Below are 23,485 nucleotides of genomic sequence, written 5' to 3'. Positions count from 1 at the left end.
TGTTCATCCGGTTCTACTGCCCACCCCCCGGCGGCCGGCCCCCGGGCGGGGGTGCCGGCCGGGCGGGGGCCCCCGCCCCGGCCCGGGCCGGCGTCGACTCCGGCCGGCGCGACGGGGTGGTCGCCGCCGGACGGGGTCGCCTGGGTGCCGCCCGGGCCCGCGGCGGAGCTGGTCGCGCTCTCGGCCGCGAAGCCCTCGGCGAGGATCAGGTCGGTGCCCAGCGGCAGGTGCGGGCCGTGCCACTCGACCGCGCCGACGGGCAGCACCGCGAAGTCCGCCGCCCCGGCGACCGCCGCCAGTTCCCCGCCGGGGACCCGGGCGACCAGGACCAGCCCGCCGTGGGCGAGCCAGGCGGCCACGTGGTCGCCGCCGGGGGACACGTCCGTCACGCCGTCCACTTCGCCGCCTCCCGGCTGGACCGCCGGCCGCCCTCCAGCCGACCGGAGACCACCATCACCACGAAGATCAGAACCACCTGGAGCATGCCGTACGCGGCGGCGGTGCCGACCTCGAACGAGTACATCCGGTTGTTGATCTCCACCGAGATCGGCGCGGTCTCCGAGGTGTAGATGAGCACCGAGGCGACGAACTCGCCGACGCCGTGCACGAAGGCGAGCAGCGCGCCGGCCAGCACGCCCGGCAGCATCAGCCGCAGGGTGACCGTGCCGAACGCCCGCCACCAGGACGCGCCGAGGTTGCGGGCGGCCTCCTCCAGCGACGGGTCGAGCTGCGCCAGGGCGGCCGAGCTGGACCGGAACACCAGCGGCAGGAACCGCACGAAGTACGCCAGCGGCATGATCCAGAAGGTGCCGATCAGCACCTGGCCGAAGCTGAACGCGTTGCCGGTGCTGAACGCCGAGATCAGGTTGATCGCCACCACCGTGCCGGGCAGCGCCCAGGCCAGCATGACCGCCACGTCCAGCAGCCCCCGGCCACGGAAGTTCAGCCGGCGCACCGCGTACGCGATGAGCACGCCGACCACGACGCAGGCGACGGTCGCGATCAGGCTCATCTGGAGCGAGTTCAGGATCGGCTGGAACGCCCGGGGCTCGGAGAAGATCGTGACGAAGTTCTGCATGGTGTACTGCGCCGGGATCACCTCGGTGGTCCACGAGCCGTCCGCGGAGAACGCCACCAGGGCGATGGTCGCCACCGGGGCCAGCAGCACGGCCGTGGCCAGCAGCGACGCGGCCAGGGCGAGCCACTTGCCCAACGGGTTGGTGATCTCACGCCGGTGCGCGGCGACGCCCTTGGACTGGGAACGGTAGCTGCGCCGCCCCTCGTACCAGCGCATGCCGAGCAGGAACAGCACCGAGACGACGCCGAGCACGGAGGCGTACGTGGAGGCCATCGGCAGGTCGCCGTTGGTGCGGTTGATGTAGATCTGCATGGTCATCGTCTGGTCCACCCCGAACAGCAGCGGGGCGGTGTACGACGCCAGCGAGGTCATGAACACCAGCAGCGACGCGGAGACCAGCGCCGGGGTGAGCATCGGCAGCAGCACCGTGCGCCAGACCCGGACCCGGCCGGCCCCCAGGTTGTACGCCGCCTCCTCCACCGACGGGTCCATCCCGCCGAGCGCCGCCGAGGCGGACAGGTAGAAGTACGGGTACATGGTGAACGTGTGCACCACCAGCACCCCGGCGATGCCGCTGAACGGCAGCACCGGGTTCTCCGCGCCGAAGATCTGCTGGAGGCCGCGCGGCAGGATGCCGGTCTCGCTGTAGAGGAGCTGGAAGGAGATCGCCCCGATCAGCGGCGGCAGGGCCGCCGGCACCAGGATGATCGCCTCGATCAGCTTGCGCCCGGGGAACGAGAAGCGCTTGAGCAGGAACGCCATCGCCACGCCGACGATCCCGCAGAGCAGCACGCTGGCCGCGGAGATGATCAGTGAGGTGACCAGGGAGGACCGGGCCACCCCGGCGCTGGTGAGGAAGCTGCCGTAGTTCTCCGCCCCGTCCACGCCGACGCTCTCGGCGAAGGTGGCGAACATCGGCTGCACCACGTACCCGAACAGGACCAGCGCGAGCGGGAAGACCAGCACGTACGGGAACCAGCGGGAGCCGGTGCCACCGGCGAACCGGGCGGCGAGCCCGCGGCGCGGGCCCGGCGGCGGCGTCGGGTCCTTCGTCACCGGCGCGACGGTGGCGGGGGTGGGGGTCGCGGGGATGGTGCTCACGGGCGCACCACCCACATCCGCTCGCGGTTGAGCAGCAGCCCGACCTGGTCGCCGACGGCGATCCCGGCGGGCACCTCGACGGCGGCCACCTGCACCTGCTCACCGGCGGTGTCGACGACCAGGTTGGTGGCCATGCCGGTGAACTCCAGGTCGACGATCCGGCCGGGCAGCGCCCCCGGGTCGGTGGTCGAGGTGAGACCGATGTGCTCGGGGCGCACGGACACCAGGGCGGTCTCCCCCTGGCTCAGACCGTGGTCGGCCGGCGCGGGGACGACGATCTCCCCGCCGCCGGGCAGCCCCACCGTGAGGGTCTGCGCCGTGGCGGCGAGCACCGGCAGGGTGAGCACGTTGCTGCGGCCGATGAACCGGGCCACGAAGCTGGTGGCCGGGCGGTGGTAGATCTCCTGCGGGGCGCCGATCTGCTGCACCCGGCCGGACTGCATGACCGCGATCCGGTCCGACATGGCCATCGCCTCGGCCTGGTCGTGGGTGACGTAGATGCCGGTGGTGCCGGCTTCCTTCTGGATCCGGCGGATCTCCGTCCGGGTCTCCTCGCGCAGCTTGGCGTCGAGGTTGGACAGCGGCTCGTCCAGCAGCAGGGTCTTCGGCCGGATGACCAGGGCGCGGGCCAGCGCCACCCGCTGCTGCTGGCCGCCGGACAGCTCGTCGATGCGCCGGTCGCCGTACCCGGCGAGGTGTACCTGGCCGAGCGCCTCCTCGACCCGCCGCCTCGAATCGGCCCGGTTGACCTTGCGGATCTTCAGCCCGTACGCGACGTTCTGCGCGACGCTCATGTGCGGGAAGAGCGCGTAGTTCTGGAACACCATGCCGGTGTCGCGCTTGTTCGGCGGGCGCCGGGTCACGTCCTCCGTGCCGAACCGGATCCGGCCCGAGGTGGGGAAGTAGAACCCGGCCACCATGCGCAGGGTGGTGGTCTTGCCGCAGCCGCTCGGGCCGAGCAGGGTGAAGAACTCCCCGGCGGCGATGGTGATGTCGACGTCGTCCACGGCCGCGGTGTCGCCGCCGCGCGCGAAGCGCTTGCTCACCGACTCCAGCGTGACATCGATCATGATGCCTTTCTCCTTCTGCGGTACCGGACCGGGGTCGGTCGTGTGACGGGTGGGCGGTGGACCGGAGGACGGGCACCTGACGCCTCCGGCGGGAGGGGCTCCCCTCCGCACACCGTCCGGGCGCCCCGTGGACGGGCGACGCCGGGGGCGGGAACCTTCCCGCCCCCGGCGTCTGCTGGTCAGCCCTTGTTCTTGATCTGGCTGTTCCAGTGGTTGATCCACTCGGTCTCGTTCTTGCCGATCACGTCCCAGTTGACGTCCAGCGGCTTGAGGTTGAGCTGGGCCAGCCACTCCGGCTTCTCGGCGATGTCCACGGCCGGGATCTGGAAGTAGTCCTTGGCCAGGTCGGCGCGGAGCTTGTCGTCGAAGAGGAACTCCATGAACTTCTGCGCGCCGGTGGTGTTGCCGCCCTTGACCGCGGCGATGCCGTCGACCAGCACCGGGGCCCCGGAGGCCGGCATCACGTAGCCGAACGGCATGTTCGACTGGTTGGCCTGGAGCAGGACGTCCTGGAGGTTCCAGGCGCTGAGCGTGCCCTGCTGACGGGAGAGCTTGAGGTACAGGTCGGCCGGGTTGGCCGCGTACGAGCCGGTGTTGGCGTCGAGCTTCTTCAGCCAGTCGTAGCCGGGCTGCGGGTTGCTGCCGTCCGGGGACTGCCGCATGATCATCGCGGAGTAGATCGACCGCATGGTGCCGGACGCGGCCACGTCCCGAATGATGATCTTGTCCTTCCACTCCGGCTTCAGCAGGTCGTCCCAGTCCTTCGGGGCCTGCTCCGGGGTGAGCGCCTTGTTGTTGTACATGATGACCTCGGGCAGCAGGATCTCCCCGAACCAGCGGCCCTCGGCGTCCTTGTACTTGGCGTCCATCTTGCTGGCGAACGCCGGCTGCCAGCCGGTCAGCAGGTCCTCGGACGCGCCGGCGGAGAGCCCCTGCTGGGTGCCGCCCCACCAGACGTCGGCCTGCGGGTTGGCCTTCTCCGCCCGGACCCGCTCCAGGATCTCCTGCGCGCCCAGGTTGAGGATCTCGACCTTGCCCTTGTACTCGGGGTACTTCGCGGTGAACTGGTCCACCACGTAGGTCGAGACCTTCTTGTCGCGGGCCGTGTAGATGGTGAGCTTCTCGGCGCTCGCGCCGCCGGACGCGCCGGGGGCCGCGTCGTCGTCACCGCCGCCGCCGCAGGCGGTGCCGGCGGCGAGGACGGTGGCGAGCGCACCGGCGAGGAGAAGACGACGTCTCATGGGGTACCTCCGAGGGAAATAAGGGGAAACTCGTGGGTCAGGGGCTGGAGAGCAGGATCGGCAGGCCGGCCGCGGCGGCGGAGAGCGCGTAGCTGACCGCGCCGTGCAGCACGGCCCGGTCGCCGAGCACAGCACGGCGGACCTCGGTGACGCTCGGCACGGCGGCGTCGACCAGCGACTGGAGCCGGTCGACGGCCTGGTCGTCGAGCTGGGCGGCGGCCCCGCTGAGCAGCACCCGACCGGGGTCAATGACGCAGACGCAGGAGACGATCAGCCGGGACCAGGCGGTCAGCACCTCGTCCAGGTACGCGGCGGCCCGCTCGTCGGCGCGGGCCAGCGCGACCAGGGCGGCCACCGGCGCGTCCGGCCGGCGCCCGGGGGCCAGCGCGACCACCCGTTCGGCGATGGCGTTCTCCGACCAGCGGGCCTCGAACGGGCCGATCCCGTCGTGGCCCCGGTCGGCCGGGTCGAGCGGCAGAAAGCCGACCTCGCCGGCGGCCCCGCCCGCGCCCCGGCGGACCTGGCCGTCGAGCACCAGGCCGGCGCCGATGCCGTCGGCGACGTGCAGCAGCAGCAGGTCGGCGACGTCGCTGCCGGCCCCGGCCGCGTGCTCGCCGGCCGCCATCAGGTTGACGTCGTTGTCCACCACCACCGGCACCCCGAGGTGCCGCTGCACCGACTCCCCTATCGGCCGGCCCTCGACGAGGCCGACCGAGGGGGCCAGCCGGACCGCCCCGCCGGAGGAGACGCCGGGCGCGGCGATGGCCACCCCGCGCAGCGCCGGCAGGCCGTCGCCGGCCAGCTCGGGGACCGAGCGGCAGATGGTGTCGATGATGTCGCCGGTGAGCCGGACGGCCCGGTGGGCTACCACGGTGCCGTCGCTGTCGGCGATCTCGCAGCTGATCCGGGACGGCTCCAGCGAGACGGCGGCGACCAGCTCGGCGCGCGGGTTGAACTCCAGCATCGCCCGGGGGCGGCCGGAGCGGGACGCCCCAGGCCCCCGCTCGATGAGGTACCCCTCGGCGATCAGCTCGCGCACGAGCGGGGTGAGCGTGGCGGGGCTCAAGCCGGTGAGCTCGGTCAGCTCGGCGCGCGAGAGCAGCCGAACCTGGCGGGCGGTGGAGATCACGGACAACCGCTTGATCTCCTTCGACCGCTCCCGGCTCACCGGGCTCGTTGGTGGCGTCACCACGTCAGTCACACTTCCTTCCTACGGCGAACGAACTATGGAGTCAAGTAACGAAACCGTCTCGGGGTTCGGCGAACCCCTCTTCGAACAGGGGAAACGTCCCCCTTTGGCACCGCAGTCGGGTTGGGCGCATGCGGCCACGCAGGCACTGATGGGGGCAGCTCGGGCACACTTTCTTTCTTTCGCAAAGAAAGAAAGACCTTGCAAAGCATTGACTGGCCGCCGCGCCGGTCCTTAGCGTCACCGGGCGAAGGCCTTCCAGTGTGTACGGACCACCGTGCCGCTGCTGTACCCGGTGACCCTGCGCCCCTGGGCGCCCACCGTCCTGTCCCCCACTCGCCGTCCGATCACGACTCCCGCGTCGACGCCCCGCGTCCGACGACGGTGGTCGCTGCCCGGACATCGTGGTTCCGGAAGGATCTGCATGCGAATCAAGGCGTTCCTGCTACCCACGGCGCTCGCCCTGGCTTTGTCCGGGGTGCCCGCCGCCGCTCTCGCCTCCCCCGCCGCCGCCGACGCCGTCGACCTGGACGTCCTCTTCGTCAGCGCCCACCCCGACGACGAGGCGGGCAGCCTCGCCACCCTCGGTCAGTGGAAGGAGCGCTACGGCGCCAAGGCCGGCGTCGTCACCATCACCCGGGGCGAGGGCGGCGGCAACGCCGTCGGCCTCGAGGAGGGCCCGCCGCTCGGCATCATCCGGGAGCGCGAGGAGCGCACCGCGATCGGCAAGGCCGGCGTGAAGAACCTCTACAACCTCGACCGCGTCGACTTCTGGTACACCGCCTCCGCCCCGCTGTCCGAGCAGATCTGGGGGCACGACGACACCCTGGCGCAGATCGTCCGGGTGATCCGGCAGACCCGGCCCGAGATCATCATGACGATGAACCCGTCGCCGACCCCGGGCAACCACGGCAACCACCAGCAGGCCGCCCGGTTCGCCGCCGAGGCGTTCCAGGCCGCCGCCGACCCGGCCGCGTTCCCCGAGCAGATCAGCAAGGAGAAGCTGAAGCCGTTCCGCGCGGCGAAGTTCCTGCGCTCCGGGGGCACCGGCACCTCGGCCGCCGGGCCGCAGTGCGCCACCAGTTTTGTACCCACCGTGCCGACCGACCAGGTCTTCGGCGTCTGGGAGGGCACCCAGAGCAGCACCGGCAAGACCTGGGCCGCGATCGAGGTCGACGCCCGGCGGGAGTACGTCACCCAGGGCTGGGCCAACAGCGCCGACGCCGCCACCGACCCGACCAAGATCCGCTGCGACTTCTACACCCTGATCGACAGCCGCGTCCCGTACGACCCGGCGGACACCTCCCCCGAGGCGATCCTGCGCGGCTCCGTGCTGCCGAACGTGGCCGGTGGCCTGCCCAAGGGCTCCGAGCTGTACCTCACCACCGACCGGTTCGACCTCGCCCCCGGCGAGACCGTCAAGGTCACCGCGCACGTGCGAGCGCCCCGGGACCGGGCACTGGCCGCGCCGCGGATCGACCTGCGGCTGCCGCAGGGCTGGACCGCCAAGGGCTCCGGGACGCTGAACAGCGCCGTACCGGCCGGCAAGGAGCGGACCAGGACGTTCACCGTCACCGTGCCGGCCAACGCCGACACCAGCCAGCAGCAGCTCATCGGCGCGACCCTGACCACCCGCCAGGGCGTCGGCCGCACCGACCGGGCCGTCCGGGTCGTCGCCGACGTGCGCGGCACCCTGGAGCCGCTGGAGGAGGTCGGGGTGTTCCGGCAGTGGGCCGGCGAGGGCGGGTACCCGCAGCTCGACACCCTGATCAAGCCGGTGCTCACCGTCGGCTCCGGCAAGAGCCGGCCGGTCCGGATCGACCTGCGCAACCACGGCGAGGCCGCCCAGAGCGGCACCGTCACCCTCGGCCTGCCCGCCGGCTTCACCGCCGACGCCACGACGAAGAGCTACGCCGACCTGGCCCCCGGCGCGACCGGGGCGGTCACCTTCACCGTCACCGCCGACGCCAGCCTGCCGACCGCCAACGAGGGCGGCACGGGCGGCGACTACGGCATCACCATCACCACCACCAGCAACGCCGGCAGTGCCGTGGAGACCGGCGCCCTGGAGGTCATGCCGACCACCGAGGTGCCGCAGGCCGGCCCTAACCACGCCGTCGACGGCGTGGCCTCCCCCGGCGAGTACCCCGGTGAGGAGCTGGACTTCTCCCGCATCTGGGAGGGACAGGCCACCACCCCGCAGGACGCCTCGGCAAAGGGCCGCATCGCCTGGACCGCCGACGCGCTGAAGGTGTACGTGCAGGTCACCGACGACGTGCTCGGCACGAAGGTCGTCCCGGAGGACTGCAAGCGGCAGCGCCGCACCGACAGCGTGGAGATCATCGTCGACCCGAAGGGGAACTCGGCGGACACCTCCACCGTGTTCAAGGCCGGCATCTTCCCGATCACCGACGACCCGGCCAACGGCAACCCGCCGTGCTGGCAGCGCGACGCCGACAACCGGCAGGGACCGGGTGCCACCACCGCGCCGGGGATGACCGTGGTCAGCAAGGTCACCAGCCCGTACGCGGGCTACACCATCGAGACGAGCATCCCGTTCGCGGTGCTGCCCGACGCGGTGGACCCGGCCCGGATGGGCTTCAACGTGCTGGTCTACGACTCGGACACCCAGGACCTCAGCTCCCAGTCCCGGCTGGGCTGGTCCACCTTCACCGGCGTCCGGGCCGACCCGTACCGCTACGGCCTGGCCACCCTGCCCGGTTACACCCCGGCGCAGCAGCAGCCCAGCGCCCCGGTGTTCCCGGACACCTCCGCCCGCAGCGTGCACAGCCCGCAGACCATCGCCCAGTCGGCGGTGGACGGGGTGGCCCCGGCCGCCGTGGCCAAGCTGCCCGAGAAGGCGCTGCGGCTGACCGACCAGCGCCGGGTGGCCGGCGGGGTGCTGGTCACCCTGCGGGCCGACCGGGCCGGCACGGCGTACCTGTACGCCTGGAACGGCACCACCGCCCTCGGTGACAAGAAGGTCGAGCTGACCGCCGGCCGCCCGGTGACCGTCGTGGTCCCGGTCGCCTCGGGCCGGCCCAGCGCCCTGCTGGCCGCGTTCGAGTCGAACGGCTCGGCCCTGGCCAGCAAGCTCCCCCTGAGCTGACGCACCAACCGGGGCCTGTCGGCGACGCATCCGCGTCGCCGACAGGCCCCGCGCCTTGCGCCCCGCGCCCCGCGCAACGGCACGGGTGGCCTTCCTTCCGGCGCTGCGTCACCGCTGGATCCCGGAATCTGCGCGCCTGGAGGGATCGGGTGGGGGGTCAGCGTAGGCGGTAGACGGCCATTCGGGTGTTGGTGTAGCGGAGGTCGGCGAGGGTCGCCAGGTTCGGGGACTCCGGGGCGACCTCGCGGTCGACGACGAGCCAGCGGACGCCGTAGGAGTCACGCAGCTCCGCCAGGCCGGCGGCCGTGGGGGCGGCGAACGCGGCGTCGTTCGCCGACAGCCGCTCCTGATCCCAGAACGGCGCGTACGGGCCGCCGGGCAGGCCGACCATCCGGGGCGCGAACGCCCACCCCTCCACCAGCACCGCGCGCTCGGTGTACCCGCTCAGCCAGAACGACCGGGCGTCGCACCAGCCGCTGACCACCGCCCGGCAGTGCACGTTGGTGGCCACCACGTCGTCCCGGTCGCTGTGCTCGTGCACCCAGCGGGCCGCCGCCACCCGGGAGGCCGGCATCCGCTCCACCGGGTACGCCCCACCGTTGGGGAACCGGTTTGCGGCGGCGGCGTCCAGCACCAGCCCCGGCGCGCCCGCGACCAGGGCGGCGGTGAGCAGCACCGCCGGGCCCCGGCCGGCCAGCCCCGGCCAGCGCCCGACCAGCGCCGGCCAGCAGAGCTGCACCAGCAGCGCCACCGCCAGCAGCGCTCCCGCCCAGGTCAGCAGCGGCAGCACCGACGCGTACGACGGGGCGGCCGGCGCGGCGGCCGGGTAGCGCAGCTGGACGGCGGTGAGCAGCACGGCGAACCCGGCCGCCCCCGCCCCGAGCAGCGCCCGGCCCCGGGCGCCCAGCGCGGCACGGTCCAGCAGCTCCACCCAGCCCCACGCGGACAGGATCACCCCGAACGCGAACCCGGCCCGGGTGAAGTACTGGTTGCTGCTGCCCGGGTGCCCCACCAGCAGGTAGATCGCCGGGCCGGCGAGCGCCCCGCCGAGCAGGAACACCTGCACCGGCTCCAGCCGCCAGCGGCGCAGCCGCAGCAGCGCCACCACCCCGGCCAGCCGGAGCTGGAGGTTCAGCAGGAACGCGACGAAGGTCAACACCCACAGCAGCGCCGCCGGCCGCCCCGGTAGGACGTACGGGCGCAGCCCCGAGAACGGGTCCACGCTCACCCCGTGGCTCTCGAACGCGAACAGCACCGCCGTGGCGAAGAGCTGCGCGGCCAGCGCCAGCCCGGCCGCCACCAGCACCGCCCTGGGCAGCCTGCGGCGGAACGCCAGCGACACCACCGCGACGAACGCCAGCGCGGCCAGCACCACCGGCACCGAGCTGGCCTTCGCCCCGGTCGAGGCGGCCAGGAACAGCCCCGCGAGCACCCATGCGCCGCGCCCCAGCACCGGCACCGTCGACCCCCGGGCCCGGCCCACCACCTCGCCGAGCGCCGCGATCAGCGGCAGCAGCAACACCCAGCTGTACGTCATCGACGGGCTGCCCCAGACGATGAAGGTGGCCTGGGTGCCGAAGAGCTGGCGGACCCCGTTCTCGTAGCCGAACTCGCCGACGGTGAACATCAGCGCGGCGGCGGCCACCCCGGCGTACGACCGGCCGGTGACCCGCCAGCCGACCACCGCGACCAGCACGGCGGCCAGCGCGCAGAGCGTCGGCACGCCGAGCCGGAAGAAGACCGTCGGCAGGTCCACGCCGCTGACCAGGCTGGCCGCCGCGAAGTGGGCGAAGCCGAACCAGTGGTAATGCAGCGGTTCCCCGGCGACCTGCGGGACGTCCAGCGGCGCCTGGTGGGTGGCCGCGCCGGCCAGCGAGAGCTGGAACGCCAGGTCGATGTACTGCGCCTGCCCCTCGTCGGTGGGCAGCACCGGGTTGACCCGCAGGAACGACTCGTACAGGTAGAGGGTGAACCCGGCGACCACCCCGGCCAGCGCCCACGCCCACCCGGTCGGCACCGGGGCGTACCCGGACACCCGCCAGTGCCGGCGCAGCCGGGGCACCGCCGCGAACGGCGCGAGCACCGCCAGCGGCCAGAGCCACAGCAGGTGGGGCACCCCGGCGGCGGTGAACACCGCCCAGCCGGCCAGCTCCAGCACCAGGCCGACGGCCGCGCCGAACGCCAGGTCCTCGACCAGGGTGTGCGGCCGGCGACGCAGCGCCCGGAACACCAGCGTGCCGGGCAGCAGCACGGCCAGCAGCAGGTACCCGGTCCACCGGGCCAGGTCGGCCGCCGGGGTGCCGGTGCCGATCAGGACGGCCGCGACCACGGCGTAGCCGGCGACGGCCGGGGCGTACCGCAGGACGGCCGGGCGGGCCGCCGGGGCCACGGGCCCGGCCGCGCCGGACGGATCGGGGCCGCCGGACGGATCGGGGCCGCCGGACGGATCGGGGCCGCCGGACGGATCGGGGCCGGACGGGTCCCCGGTGGCCAGCGCGGTCACCGGAGGCTGTCGGCCAGCGCGGCCGGCCCGCCGGGACCGGCCGGGGCGGCACCGGCCTCCGGCGCCGGCTCGGTGTCGGTGTCGGTGTCGGTGTCGGCGGCCACGAAGTATGCCGGGCGGGCCTGCACCGCCGTGTAGATCCGGGCCACGTACTCGCCGAGCAGGCCGAGGCAGAGCAGCTGTACCGCGCCGAGGAACAGGATCGCCACGTACAGCGAGGGCCAGCCGGTGACCGTGCCCCCGGCCAGCCAGGCGACGACCGCCACCACCACCAGCAAGCCGCAGACCGCCACCCCGGCCAGCCCGAGCCAGGTGGCCACCCGCAGCGGCGCGGCGGAGAAGCTGGTGATGCTCTCCGCGGCCAGCCCGGCCATCCTGGACAGCGGGTACTTGGTCCGGCCGGCGGCGCGCTCCTCACGCTCGTAGGCGACCTCGCCGCTGGGGAAGCCGAGCCACGGGACCACCAGCCGCAGCACCGGGCTGCGCTCGGGCAGCTCGCGCAGCGCCTCCACGGCCGCCCGGCTGAGCAGCCGGAAGTCGCCGGCCTGGGCGGGCACCTGCTTGCCGACCAGCCGGCGCATCAGCCGGTAGTAGCCGGCGGCGGTCCACCGCTTGAACCGGGTGTCCCGGCTGCGATCGGCGCGGACCCCGTAGACGATGTCCAGGCCGTCGGCGCGCGCCCGACGCAGCATCTCGGCGATGGTCTCCGGCGGGTCCTGGAGGTCGGCGTCGATGCTGACCACGTACCGGCCCCGGGCCCGCAGCACCCCGGCGACCAGGGCGGCCTGGTGGCCGCTGTTGCGGCGCAGCCGCAGCACCCGCAGTTGCGGCCAGCGGGCGCGCAGCCCGGCCAGGCCCGCGGCGGTGCCGTCGGTGCTGCCGTCGTCGACCGCCAACACCTCGTACGGCTCGTCGAGCGCGTCGAGGACCGCGCGCAGCCGCCGGGCGAACAGCGGCAGCACGCTCTCCTCGTTGAACATCGGGACCACCACGGACAGTGCCGGCTCCGGTCGCGTCACGGGGCTGGCCTCCGTCTCGTCTGCGCCGTCGGACAGCCGAACGCTATCAGCCGGAGCCCGGCCCGACGGCCCCGCGCGCGACCCGGAATGCCGCGCCCGTCGGGTCAGTTGCCGCAGGCCGTGGCGGGCAGACCGGAGACCGGCACCGGGGACCGCCCGGCCGGGCGGGCCTTGCCGGCGAGCACGTTCGCCAGCGCGGTCATCGACGCCCGGCCGGAGGAGTACGTGGCCAGCAGCGTCGGCGACTTCGCCTTCGCCAGCAGGTACGGGGTGTCCATCGCCACGGTCACCGCGGCGTCGGCGCTGAGGTCGGCCGAGCCGTCGCCGTACCCGACGAGGTGCACCCTCGTGCCGCCGCTCGGGACCACCTTCACCCCGGCGGCGGTGAGCGCGTCGGTCAGCACGGCCCGGGTCTTCTCCCGCCCCCCGGAGGAGGTGACGGTGACCGGGCCGCGCACCCCGGTCGTGCAGGAGCCGCGCAGCACGGTCACCGCGCCGGCCGCCAGCGCGTCCGCGGCCTGCCGGTGCGCGGGGCTGTTCAGCGTGGACATCGCCGGGGCGGGCGTGTCGGCCAGGGTGAACTTCATGGTCAGCACCCGGGTGACCGCCTCGACCAGCCGGTCCCGGGGCAGCGAGCCGTCGCGCAGCGCGGCGAGCAGCCCGTCGTACGCCTGGGTGACGTTCGGGGGCATCAGGATCAGGTCGTTGCCGGCCTTCAGCGCCCGCACCGCCGCCTCCCCCGGCGCCCAGCGCTTGGCCGGTGGCATGTTCATCCCGTCGGTGACCACGACGCCCTTGAACCCGAGCTCACCGCGCAGCACGTCGGTGAGGACCTTGCGCGAGAAGGTGGCCGGGGTGCCCGGGTCGATGGCGGTGACGTCGAGGTGGGCGGACATCACCGCCAGTGCGCCGGCGTCGATCCCGGCGGTGAACGGCGGGAACGCGGTGCCGTCGAGCACCTTGCGGCGCTGCGGGATCACCGGGACGTCCTTGTGCGAGTCGGTGGCGCTGAGGCCGTGGCCCGGGAAGTGCTTGACGCTGGCCGCCACCCCGGCGCTCTGCAACCCCCTGACCGCACCGGCGACCTGCGCCGAGGCCCGCTTCGGATCTGCGCCGAAGGACCGGGAGCCGATCACCGTGCTGCGGGTGGCGAGCACGTCGGCGACCGGGGCGAAGTCCATGTTGATCCCCATCGCGGCCAGCTCGGCGCCGGCGGCCCGCCAGGCCGCCTCGGTCAGCGCCGGGTCCCCGGCCGCCCCGGCGGCCATCGGGCTGGGCAGCAGGGTGACGCCGTCGGTGATCCGGGTGACGATGCCGTACTCCTGGTCGGTGCCGACCAGGAAGGGCGCGGCGCCGGTGGGGAGCTTCCCGGCCGCCTCGCGCAGGCCGGCGGTCAGCTCGTGAACCTGCTTCGGGTTGTCCACGTTGGTGGTGGCCTGGTTGCCGGCGGTCGGGTCGTCGGCGCTGAAGCCGACCAGGATCAGCCCGCCCAGCCGGTACTTCGCGACCATCTCCGCCGGGGTGGCCACCCCGGCGAGGGACCTGTTGCCGGCGGCGGAGCCGTCCGAGACCTTCGTCGCCGAACTGCCGTACGCGTACGGCATCAGCACCTGGCCGACCAGGTCCTCGTCGGCGAGGGTGCCGACCAGGGCGGCGGCCCGGGCGGCCGGGTCGGCGGCGGCGGGCGGGCCACCGGACGCGGTCGGTTCCGGCGCGGCCGTGCTGGCCGACGGCGTGGGACGGGGCCGGTCCGGCTCCCCCGAGCATCCGGTGACGAGCACAGCGGTCAGGGCGGCGAGCGCGACGCCGGCACGTCGCGGGGTAATCGACACGCGGACCATCCCACCAGTTCACCCCTTATCAGGGCAACTTGACCTGGTCAAACATCACCCCGGTCGAGCGCGTGGGGGCAGCGCCACCCCCAACCGGACGCGCGGCGGGCGCGGTTCAGCCGACCCGGGTGAGCAGGGTCACCGGCGCGCCGTCGCCGGCGTACCGGTAGGGCTCGAGCTCGGCGTCCCACGCGGTGCCGAGCGCCTTGTCGAGGGCGTGCGCCAGGGCCTCCGGGGCCCGGGCCGCGGCCATGATGGCGCGCAGCCGGTCCTCGCCCAGCTGGATGTCGCCGGCCGCGCCGACGGCGGCCCGGAACAGTCCCCGGCCCGGGGCGTACATGAAACGCTCGCCGTCGACGCCCACGCTCGGTTCCTCGGTCACCTCGAAACGGATCATGGGCCACTGCCGGAGGGCAGCAGCCAGCTCGGCGCCCGTCCCCGGGCGACCGGTCCACCCGCACTCGGCGCGACGGGCGCCGGGGTCGACGGGCTGAGCCGTCCAGTGCAGGTTGACCGGCGCGGCAAGGACGCGCGCGATCGCCCACTCGACGTGCGAGCACACGGCGAGCGGGGTCGAGTGGACGTATACGACGCCACGCGTTGGCACGGTGACCTCCCGGAGAGCGAGGTGCGTCTTCCCCTACGACCTCGACCACCCGAGTGGGCTGTTGCAACACATGATGACTGCTGTGACGGATGGTGCGCCAGTGAATCGGGGAATTCGCCGGAACGGGCGCTCGGATCCGCCCCGGCCCGGGCGTCCGGAGCGGCGGTCCCGGGTCGGCCGGCGAGCGGGTCCGACCCGGCGGAATGCCGGGCCGGAGCCTGTGGTTGTGCCCTTCGGACAGGCACGGTGACCAGCCAGGCATCGCGGTCGTGTAAAGTTCTCTCGGCGGCTTGTGCCGCGCACAACTTCGACGGACCGAGGCTCATTCCGAGCCTCACCCGTCACAGCCCCCGGACGTTACCGTCCTCCCGTACGTCTCAAGGAGTACCTCCGTGGCGAGCAACACCTCTAAGACCGCGCGCGCGTCAGTCCGGGCCGGCCAGGCAGGCCAGGGTGGCGCCCTCAGCGTGCTGGGCGAGTTCAAATACGTCATCCCGCTCAACGGCGGCAAGCACGCCTACGTGCGCAACCTGACCAACGGCAAGACCGCGCACCTGCGCACCGACTCCGAGGCCTTCGTCGAGGAGATCCGGGTGCTGGCCGCCGCCGGCCACGCCGCCAAGATCCGGGCCGAGCTGAACAACCTCGCGGCCGCCCACCCGGACCACGGCTGGGACGCCACCGAGAAGCGCCTCGCCGAGGCCGGCGTCTTCGGCGGCTGAGCCCGCCCACCGCGACACCACGAACCGCCCGTCGGGTCTACCCGGCGGGCGGTTCGTCGTCTCGGCCGCCGCGCACGGCAGGCGTCACCTCCACCCACCGCAGGCGTCGGCCGGCCCACCTCCTTCCCCTGGGAGGGTTGGCGTGGTGTCATGACGGGTAGCCGGTGTTTCCGCCGGGTCACCCGATGGTGAAATTCTCGCGGCGGCCCGAAGGGAGGCGGCGATGCCGAAGCAGACCGAGGTACGGCTCGCCGACGACGTGCGGCTGCACGTCGAGGTGTCCGGGCCGGCGGACGCCGAGGTCACCGCGCTCCTGCTGCACGGCTGGACGCTGGACGGGCGGAGCTGGCACCGGCAGCTCGCCGAGGTCCGCGAGCGGTTCGGCGGCCGGGTCAGGGTGGTGACCTACGACGCCCGGGGACACGGCCGGTCGAGCTGCATGGCGCTGCGCACCGCCACCCTCGCCCAACTCGGCGACGACCTGGTCGCCGTGCTCGACGCGGTAGCCCCGACCGGGCCGGTGGTGCTGGTCGGGCACTCGATGGGCGGCATGACGATCATGGAGTACGCACACCGTCACCCCCGGCACTTCGCAGCCCGCACGGCCGGGCTGGTGTTCGTCTCGACCACTGCCGAGGGGCACACCCACACCGCCTACGGCCTCTCCCCGCGCATCGCCCGGCTGATCCGGCTGGCCGAGACCGCCGGAGCCGGGGTGCTGGCCCGCTGCGGCGCATGGCGCCCACCCCGGGCGCTGCTGCGGGCCCTGCGGCCCAGCATCCGCTGGATGCTCTTCGGTGACCGCTGCGAGCCCACCGACATCTGGCTGGTCACCTCGGCGGTGGCCCGCGCCTCGCTGCGCTCGATCGGCGGCTTCCGGGCCTCGATCGGAACGCAGCACCGGCTGGACACCCTCGCCGCGCTGGCCCACCTCCCGGCGGCGGCGCTGGTCGGTGACCGGGACCGGCTCACCCCGCCGCCGTGCGCCGAGTCGATCGCGGCGGCGCTGCCGGCGACCGAGCTGACCGTCTGCCCGGGCGCAGGGCACATGCTGATGATGGAGCGGCCGGGGCAGGTGAACGCCGCCGTGGCCGGCGTGCTGCACCGGGTCCTGGCGGACGCGCCGCACACTGCTTCCGCGGCCTGACCGGAGCCGCGCGCAGGGGTGAGCGGCGGTCCGGGGACGTGGGCTGAATCGCGGCGGCGGCATGGCCCCGCGTCCCGGTCGGCCGGTGGCCGTACCCTCTCCGGTTAGCCCGAGGCGCGGCCCGCGCCCCGGCGCGGCCGTCCGCCGCCGTCTGCGAGGAGCTGCGCGTGACCGACCGGACCACCCTGGAGCAGGAGATCGCCGTCGAGCAGCGGCATCTCGACCGGGTGTACGCCCGCCTCAGCGAACTGCGCCGCTCGGCAGCCCAGGCCGAGAAGGACGGCTACCAGCTGGCCCGGGTGGGCAACTTCGGCGCGCTGGTCGAGCGGGACGCGATGGTCTTCCACGCCGCCCAGCGCCGGCACCGGCTCGACGCCGAGCACGAGGGGCTGGTCTTCGGCCGGCTGGACCTGCGCGACCGGCAGGTGCTGCACGTCGGGCGGCTCGGGGTACGCGGCGAGGACGCGGAGACCCTGGTGGTGGACTGGCGGGCCCCGGCCGCCGCCGCCTTCTACCAGGCCACCCCGGCGCAGCCGCTGGGCGTGGTGCGGCGGCGCACCATCGGGTCCTCGGCCGAGCGGGTGACCCGGATCGAGGACGACCTGCTGGACCCGGCGGCTGCCCCGTCGGACATGGCGGTGGTGGGCGACGGGGCGCTGCTGGCCACCCTGTCCCGGGCCACCGGCCGGGGCATGCGGGACATCATCGCCACCATCCAGCGGGAACAGGACGAGGCGATCCGCTCCCCCGGCTCCGGGGTGACGATCGTTTCCGGCGGCCCGGGGACGGGCAAGACGGCGGTCGCCCTGCACCGGGCGGCGTACCTGCTGTACTCCGATCGCAGCCGGTACGCCGGCGGCGGCATCCTGGTGGTCGGCCCGTCGGCGGTGTTCGTGGAGTACATCGCCTCGGTGCTGCCGTCGCTGGGCGAGGAGACCGCGACGCTGCACTCGCTCGGATCGCTGTTCCCGGGGATGGACGCGACCCGCACCGACCCGCCCGAGGTGGCGGCGGTGAAGGGATCGCTGCGGATGCGGCGGGTGCTGGAGCAGGCGGCGCGGGACGCGGTGCCGGACGGGCCGGGCGAGCTGCGCCTGCTCTACCGGGGCGCGCTGCTCAGGCTGGACCGCCGGGAGCTGGACGGCATCCGGGACCGGGCGCTGTCCCGGGGGGCCCGCCGCAACGAGGCGCGCCGGGCCGGCTTCGACGGGGTGTTCGCCGCGCTGTGGGCCCAGGCCCGGCGGATGAACGTCGGGCGGCTGCCGGAGCAGCGCGCGTTCGAGGACGAGGTCGCCGAGCGGCCCGAGTTCCGCGAGTTCCTCAAGGCGTGGTGGCCCCGGCTGCACCCCCGGCACGTGCTGGGCTGGCTGGCCCGCCCGGACCGGCTGCGCCGGTACGCCGGGGGGATCCTGTCCCGGGCGGAGATCGGCCTGCTCGTCGAGGCGTACCGGACGCTGGACGCCGAGGGGCTCACGATCGCCGACATCGCCCTGCTGGACGAGTTGGACGCGCTGCTGGGCAAGCCGATGCAGCCGAAGCGGGCCAAGCGGGACCCATTCCAGCTCGCCGGGGGCGTGCGGGAGCTGAGCACGCAGGCCGACCGGCAGCGGGCGGCCCGGGAGGCGGCCCGGGAGCGCCCGGAGGACTACCGCGACTACGCGCACGTGGTGGTCGACGAGGCGCAGGACGTCTCCCCGATGCAGTGGCGGATGGTCGGCCGGCGCGGCCGGCTGGCGTCCTGGACGGTGGTGGGCGACCCGGCGCAGACCGCGTGGACGGGCGCGGAGGAGGAGCTGACCCGGGCCCGGGACCAGGCGCTGGGCCGGCGACGCCGGCACCAGTTCGAGCTGACCACGAACTACCGCAACTCGGCGGAGATCTTCGCGGTGGCGGCGGCGGAGATCCGCCGGCTCTACCCGGATCTCAGGCTGCCCAGCGCGGTGCGGTCCACCGGGGTGGAGCCGGTCGCGCTGACCGTGCCGCCGGCCGAGCTGGAACGGGCCACCGTCGCGGCGGTCGCCGCGCTGCTCGGCAACGTGGAGGGGACGGTCGGGGTGATCACGCCGGTGCCGCGCCGGGACGAGGTCGCCGGTTGGCTCGCCGGCCTGGCCGCGCCGCGCCTGCAGGTGGTGACCAGTCTTCAGGCCAAGGGAATGGAGTACGACGGGGTCGCGCTGGTCGCCCCGGCCGAGATCCGGGCCGATCCGGGCTCCGGCGTGCGGACGCTGTACGTGGCCCTGTCCCGGGCCACCCAGCGGCTGACCACGATCGATCCGACCGGCTGACCGGCTGGCGCCCCGTCCCCGGGCGGACGCCGGTCGTTTACTTGCACACATAGCTATGTGAGCATATATTTGGCCGGTCCGAATCGGGAGCGGAGGGTGTGAGCGTGGGCGCAGGTCATGACCACCACCACGGCGCAGTGGCGAACGCCGCAGACCGCCACTCAGGGCGACTCTGGGCGGCCTTCGGGCTGCTCACCGCCCTGATGATCGTCGAGGCGGTCGCCGCCTTCGGCACCGGCTCGCTGGCGCTGCTCTCCGACGCCGGGCACATGTTCACCGACGTGCTCGGCATCGGCATGGCGCTGGCCGCGATCACCGCCACCCGGCGGGCCACCGCCGACCCCCAGCGCACCTTCGGGCTCTACCGGCTGGAGGTGCTCGCCGCGCTCGGCAACGCCGTCCTGCTCAGCGGCGTCGCGGTCTACGTCCTCGTCGAGGCGGTCCGCCGGTTCGGCGACCCGCCCGAGGTGACCGCCGGCCCGATGCTCGTGGTGGCGACGCTCGGCCTGCTCGCCAACGTGGCCGCGTTCGCCCTGCTGCGCAGCGGGGCGAAGGAGAGCATCAACATGCGCGGGGCGTACCTGGAGGTGCTGGGCGACCTGCTCGGGTCTGTCGGGGTGATCGGCGCCGCGGTGCTGATCACCGTCACCGACTGGTGGTGGGCGGACCCGCTGGTGGCCGTCGCGATCGGCGTGTTCATCCTGCCCCGCACCTGGCGGCTCGGGCAGGCCGCGGTTCGCATCCTGGTGCAGGCCGCGCCGGAACATCTCCAGGTGACCGCGGTGCACGACCGGCTGGTGGCGGTGCCCGGCGTGGTCGAGGTGCACGACCTGCACGTCTGGACGCTGACCTCCGGCATGGAGGTCGCCTCGGCCCACCTGACCATGGCGCCGGACGCCGAGGTGGGCGCGGTGCTGACCGCGGCCCGCACCGCCCTGCACGAGGACTTCCACATCGAGCACGCCACGTTGCAGGTGGAGCCCGGGGCGTCGGCGGGCCCCTGCGGACCGACCGACTGGTGATACCCACACCCATCAATTAGGTGGTGTATTGTGCCTTCATGCCGGTTTTGGAAGTATTGAGCCACGCACCTTCCGCCACGGAAGCAGCGCGGGTCTCATCCGCACCGGTAGGCTCTCATCCGGCCTCCGCCGGGCGGCGCCCTCCGGCGCCTGCGGTGGCCGCCGCCTAATCGCCTCCTGGCGAGCCGGGGAACCATGTTCGTGGGGTGCATCCGCCTGAGCGGTAGGGATCTTCCGTCCCGAACCCGTCAGCTAACCCGGTCGGCGACTGACGGAAGGACATACGTATGCCAGTAGTGGCACCTGTAAGAAGGACCGCCGCCCGGATGGCGGCGATGCTGGTGCTGACGCTCGCCGTCGGCCTCGGATTCGGGCCGGTGGCCCTGGCCGGCGCGGCCCCACCCACCGGCCTGCGCGCCCCCACGCCCGGCCAGGACGAGGAGGGCGGCACCCCGGCCCTGCGCGCCCAACTCGAAGCGGCCAGCAAGGGCTACCTGGACGCCAAAAGAGCCCTGGCCAGCTCGGTCAAGCGGCAGCAGCAGCTCGGCAGCCAGCTCAAGACGGTCGAGTCGGAGCTGACCGTACGCGGCGCCAAGGTCGACGAGATCGCCGGCGTGGCGTACAAGTCGGGCCGGCTCAGCCCGGTGTCCGCGCTGCTCAACAGCACCAGCCCCGCGGGCTTCCTGGACCGGGTCGCCGCGCTGGACGCGGTCGCCACCAACGAGGACCGGGCGCTGCGTGACCTGCTGGAGACCCGGGACCAGGCCGCCAAGACCCGGCTGGCCCTCGACGGGGAGATCCGCGAGCAGCGCAAGCAGGTCACCGTGATGGCCAAGCGCAAGGATCAGGCCGAGCGGGCCCTGACCGTGGCCAACGAGAAGGCCAGCGCCAGCGCCAGCGGCGGTGGGTCCAACCGGGGCACCTCCAGCGCGAACGCCACCCCGGCGAAGCGCAACCCCGACGGGTCCTGGCCGTCGGAGTCGTGCAGCGTGAACGACCCGACCCCGGCCAGCGGCTGCATCACCCCACGGACGCTGCACGCGCTCCAGCAGGCCAAGTCGGCCGGCTTCACCCGGTACGTCTCCTGCCACCGGCCCAGCGGCTCCGGCGAGCATCCCAAGGGGCGGGCGTGCGACTTCGCCGCCCAGAAGGGCGGCTTCGGCGGGGTGGCCTCCGGCGGGGACCGCACCTACGGCAACAACCTGGCGGCGTACTACATCCGCAACGCCGACAACCTCGCCGTGCTGTACGTGATCTGGTTCAAGCAGATCTGGCTGCCCAGCAGCGGCTGGAAGTCGTACAGCGGGGGCAACGGGGACCCGTCCAGCGACCACACCAACCACGTGCACCTGTCGGTGTACTGACCGCGCGGCGTGTGGCCCCCCACCATCCAAGGGGCCGCACGCACCGGCCGTGGGGGCCCGGCCGCGCCGCTCAGGCCGGCTGGGCCGGGCCGTCCCCGGCGCGGTCCAGCACCTCGCCCAGCCTCCGGGCCAGTCCGAGGTGCGCCGACCGGGCCTGCCGGAAGGCGTACCGGAACAGCGGCGCCGGGGCGGCAAGGGTGATCTCCACGTCGATCCGGACCACCCCGCCCGGCTCGTCGCGCAGCCGGGTGCGGTTGCGCACGGTGGTGGCCGGCCGCTGGCGGGCCACCGTGACGATCTCGTCGTCGGTGATGACCAGCACATCCGCCTGGTACGTCACCGGGAAACGCAGCGGCCCGGCGGCGAGCCGGTCGGTGATGGCGTAGCTGGCCCGGGTGCCCGGCCGGGGCGGCAGCCGGCGCACCCGCGTGATCAGCGGATGCAGCTCGCCCTGCCGGGCCGGGTCGCCGAGCAGCGCCACCGCCTCGGCCCGCAGGCAGCGGGCCTGAACCGAATACTGGAAGGCGTCTCGCCGAAGCACGCCCCGATCGTCCCCCACCCGGCCCCCCGGAGGGAAGGACCACCGCCCGGCCACGGTGTACTGACCGACCCACAGTGAACCGACCCGGCGGCGGACCGGGCTGGCGGCGGACCGGGGTGGGCGGCCGTCAGGCGCCCGGCAGCACCTCGGGGGTGGCGGCGCCGGCGCCCGCGTAGTAGGGCTCCGGAGCGCCGAACAGGCCGAGCAGCCCGGTCACCCAGAGCTGCCGGTGCACGAACCGGCTCGGCTCGGTGACGACCAGCTTCACGCTGCTGACCTCGGCGGTCTGGAAGCCGGCCACCATCGCGCTGATACCGACGGAGTCGATGAAGGTGACGAGGCGCATGTTGAGCTCGATGCGGGCGGGACGCCCCTTGGCGAGCACCTCTGCGATGGCTTCGCGCACCTCGTACGCGGTGTCGACGTCGATTTCGCCACGCGGGACGATCTCGATGACACCACCCGACAGGACCGACTTCACGATCGACAGGCTCACGCGAGCACCTCCACTCGCCCGTTCACGGGCGCCTCATCAGTACGCGGGCCGCGACCGAGAGTATTCCTCCGACGGCCTCGGTCGCCACCCCTCGGGATGAGCAATTCATGGATCAGGGCACAGCAGGCTGGCCCTTATCCGGACTTTTCAGGTCCTGCTCAGCGGACGATCGGCCCCGGGGCCGATGTCGCCGACCCAGGGTAACGGTGCCCCCCGACCTTCGCGCGCACATTGTGCACCGGGCGCGCCCCGCTCCACCCGCAGCCCGGACGGGTGAGGAGGTCACCGCCGCCGTTGCCCGCCCCGCCTACGCTCGGTGGCGTCCGTCACCCGTACCACGGAAGGACCACTCATGATCCGGAGACTGGCCGGCCTCGCCGGCGTCGGCGCATTGCTCGCTCTCATGCTGGCCTGCGGCTTCGGCGGCTCGGGTGACGACGACGATGACGACGACGGCGACGACGACTTCGCCCGTGGCGCTGCCGTGGTGTCCGTCCGCTGACCGCCGCCCGACGGGCCGCCCCGGACGGGCCGGGTTTGCGGCCGGGTCCGGCGGGGCACTGCCCGAGTGGGCGGACGGGCGGACCGCCGGACCATGCCGGGGGCGGGGCGCCTGAGCCCTGCCCTGGCCGAAAAGCCGAAGTGGCCGCAAGCTTCGGCACCCCGAGGAGGTAAGAACGATGTTCGGAACCGATCTGCTGGAACGCCGCAGCAAGCCCGAGCGGATCGCGGACCAGGCGTGGCAGCACCTGGTCTCCGCCGTCAGCTCCGCCGGGGACAACGTCCGGGACACCGCCCGTTCGGCCCGCCGCAACGGTTCGGGCCTCGCCGACGACGCCGGTGACCTGGTCGGCTCCGCGGCCGAGACGGCCCGCCGCCGGGCGTTGCTGGCCTTCGACGCGCTCGCCGGCCGCCGCCCGGCCCTGCCCTGGACGCTGCTGATCGGCGCCGCGCTGGTCGGCGCGGCGGTCGGCTGGGCCGCCGGGTCGGCCGCGCGGGCGGCCGGCGGCCGGGGCGACCGGGACGTCGACGACATCGAGTTCGTCGACGTCGACCGGCCCGACTCCCCCGTCGGCCTCGACGGCTGACCCGGTCGGCGGCCAGCGCGGCCACCGCCCGCCCGACGTACGCCGGGGTCTCCGAGATGAGGAAGTGCGGG

The 23,485-nt window shown here is 73.8% G+C and carries 19 protein-coding genes and 1 riboswitch; of the genes, 8 read left to right on the top strand and 11 right to left on the bottom strand.

What is annotated here, in order from left to right; all coding sequences use genetic code 11:
* The 5 genes from ABT023_RS26715 to ABT023_RS26695 form a co-directional block, all read right to left on the bottom strand.
* Nucleotides 1–389 (bottom strand): creatininase family protein (locus ABT023_RS26715; protein ID WP_350889196.1); only part of this gene is annotated, 389 nt, incomplete at its 3' end.
* Entirely contained in the window at nucleotides 386–2,179 is a 1,794-nt protein-coding gene (locus tag ABT023_RS26710; protein WP_350889194.1) for an ABC transporter permease, read from the bottom strand. The genes ABT023_RS26710 and ABT023_RS26715, both read right to left, overlap by 4 nt.
* Nucleotides 2,176–3,249, bottom strand: a complete 1,074-nt coding sequence (locus ABT023_RS26705) for an ABC transporter ATP-binding protein (protein WP_350889192.1) — start codon at nucleotides 3,247–3,249, stop codon at nucleotides 2,176–2,178. Before ABT023_RS26705 ends, ABT023_RS26710 begins: the two co-directional genes overlap by 4 nt.
* A 179-nt stretch (nucleotides 3,250–3,428) precedes the next feature.
* Nucleotides 3,429–4,490 carry an extracellular solute-binding protein gene (locus ABT023_RS26700; RefSeq protein WP_350889191.1) on the bottom strand — a complete coding sequence of 354 codons (1,062 nt, stop codon included), beginning with the start codon at nucleotides 4,488–4,490 and terminating at the stop codon, nucleotides 3,429–3,431.
* A gap of 37 nt (nucleotides 4,491–4,527) precedes the next feature.
* A complete protein-coding gene (locus ABT023_RS26695; RefSeq protein WP_350889189.1) occupies nucleotides 4,528–5,691 on the bottom strand; it encodes an ROK family protein in 1,164 nt (387 codons plus the stop codon).
* Between the two features lie 412 nt (nucleotides 5,692–6,103).
* Here ABT023_RS26695 and ABT023_RS26690 point away from each other — a divergent pair, with 412 nt between their 5' ends.
* Nucleotides 6,104–8,788, top strand: coding sequence for a sugar-binding protein (locus tag ABT023_RS26690; protein ID WP_350889187.1), 2,685 nt, complete (start codon nucleotides 6,104–6,106; stop codon nucleotides 8,786–8,788).
* Between the two features lie 157 nt (nucleotides 8,789–8,945).
* On the opposite strand, the gene ABT023_RS26685 is transcribed toward ABT023_RS26690, so the two are convergent.
* From ABT023_RS26685 to ABT023_RS26670, 4 genes are all read right to left on the bottom strand, one after another.
* Nucleotides 8,946–11,291 carry a hypothetical protein gene (locus ABT023_RS26685; protein ID WP_350889185.1) on the bottom strand — a complete coding sequence of 782 codons (2,346 nt, stop codon included), beginning with the start codon at nucleotides 11,289–11,291 and terminating at the stop codon, nucleotides 8,946–8,948.
* Complete coding sequence (locus tag ABT023_RS26680) at nucleotides 11,288–12,310, bottom strand: glycosyltransferase family 2 protein (RefSeq protein ID WP_350889184.1); 1,023 nt, start codon at nucleotides 12,308–12,310, stop codon at nucleotides 11,288–11,290. The genes ABT023_RS26685 and ABT023_RS26680 overlap by 4 nt, the downstream gene beginning before the upstream one ends.
* A gap of 104 nt (nucleotides 12,311–12,414) precedes the next feature.
* Complete coding sequence (locus tag ABT023_RS26675; RefSeq protein ID WP_350889182.1) at nucleotides 12,415–14,151, bottom strand: glycoside hydrolase family 3 protein; 1,737 nt, start codon at nucleotides 14,149–14,151, stop codon at nucleotides 12,415–12,417.
* Between the two features lie 106 nt (nucleotides 14,152–14,257).
* On the bottom strand, nucleotides 14,258–14,749 hold the full coding sequence (locus ABT023_RS26670) for a DUF3145 domain-containing protein (RefSeq protein ID WP_350889181.1): 492 nt from the start codon (nucleotides 14,747–14,749) through the stop codon (nucleotides 14,258–14,260).
* Nucleotides 14,750–15,141: 392 nt separating this feature from the next.
* On the opposite strand from ABT023_RS26670, the gene ABT023_RS26665 reads away from it, so the two are divergent.
* From ABT023_RS26665 to ABT023_RS26645, 5 genes are all read left to right on the top strand, one after another.
* Nucleotides 15,142–15,471, top strand: a complete 330-nt coding sequence (locus tag ABT023_RS26665) for a hypothetical protein (protein ID WP_007072358.1) — start codon at nucleotides 15,142–15,144, stop codon at nucleotides 15,469–15,471.
* Between the two features lie 223 nt (nucleotides 15,472–15,694).
* Nucleotides 15,695–16,618 (top strand): alpha/beta fold hydrolase, encoded by a 924-nt coding sequence (locus tag ABT023_RS26660; RefSeq protein WP_350889179.1) that lies wholly within the window; start codon nucleotides 15,695–15,697, stop codon nucleotides 16,616–16,618.
* A 167-nt stretch (nucleotides 16,619–16,785) separates the two neighbouring features.
* Nucleotides 16,786–18,903, top strand: a complete 2,118-nt coding sequence (locus tag ABT023_RS26655) for a HelD family protein (RefSeq protein ID WP_350889177.1) — start codon at nucleotides 16,786–16,788, stop codon at nucleotides 18,901–18,903.
* A gap of 104 nt (nucleotides 18,904–19,007) precedes the next feature.
* Complete coding sequence (locus tag ABT023_RS26650) at nucleotides 19,008–19,925, top strand: cation diffusion facilitator family transporter (protein WP_350889176.1); 918 nt, start codon at nucleotides 19,008–19,010, stop codon at nucleotides 19,923–19,925.
* Nucleotides 19,926–20,078: 153 nt separating this feature from the next.
* Nucleotides 20,079–20,208, top strand: a riboswitch (cyclic di-AMP (ydaO/yuaA leader).
* Between the two features lie 4 nt (nucleotides 20,209–20,212).
* Entirely contained in the window at nucleotides 20,213–21,289 is a 1,077-nt protein-coding gene (locus ABT023_RS26645; protein ID WP_350889174.1) for a coiled-coil domain-containing protein, read from the top strand.
* A 70-nt stretch (nucleotides 21,290–21,359) separates the two neighbouring features.
* On the opposite strand, the gene ABT023_RS26640 is transcribed toward ABT023_RS26645, so the two are convergent.
* Both ABT023_RS26640 and ABT023_RS26635 read right to left on the bottom strand, forming a co-directional pair.
* Nucleotides 21,360–21,830, bottom strand: coding sequence for an SRPBCC family protein (locus tag ABT023_RS26640; protein ID WP_350889172.1), 471 nt, complete (start codon nucleotides 21,828–21,830; stop codon nucleotides 21,360–21,362).
* 127 nt (nucleotides 21,831–21,957) lie between these two features.
* Nucleotides 21,958–22,326, bottom strand: a complete 369-nt coding sequence (locus ABT023_RS26635; RefSeq protein WP_350889171.1) for an STAS domain-containing protein — start codon at nucleotides 22,324–22,326, stop codon at nucleotides 21,958–21,960.
* 352 nt (nucleotides 22,327–22,678) lie between these two features.
* On the opposite strand from ABT023_RS26635, the gene ABT023_RS26630 reads away from it, so the two are divergent.
* Both ABT023_RS26630 and ABT023_RS26625 read left to right on the top strand, forming a co-directional pair.
* The gene (locus ABT023_RS26630; protein ID WP_350889170.1) at nucleotides 22,679–22,828 is read left to right on the top strand and encodes a hypothetical protein; all 150 of its coding nucleotides are present in this window, start codon (nucleotides 22,679–22,681) and stop codon (nucleotides 22,826–22,828) included.
* 178 nt (nucleotides 22,829–23,006) lie between these two features.
* On the top strand, nucleotides 23,007–23,414 hold the full coding sequence (locus tag ABT023_RS26625; protein ID WP_350889168.1) for a hypothetical protein: 408 nt from the start codon (nucleotides 23,007–23,009) through the stop codon (nucleotides 23,412–23,414).
* Nucleotides 23,415–23,485: the final 71 nt, after the last annotated feature.

Source organism: Micromonospora sp. NPDC002296 (genome assembly GCF_040296145.1).
Lineage (GTDB): Bacteria > Actinomycetota > Actinomycetes > Mycobacteriales > Micromonosporaceae > Micromonospora.
This window is presented reverse-complemented; position numbering and strand designations above follow the sequence as displayed.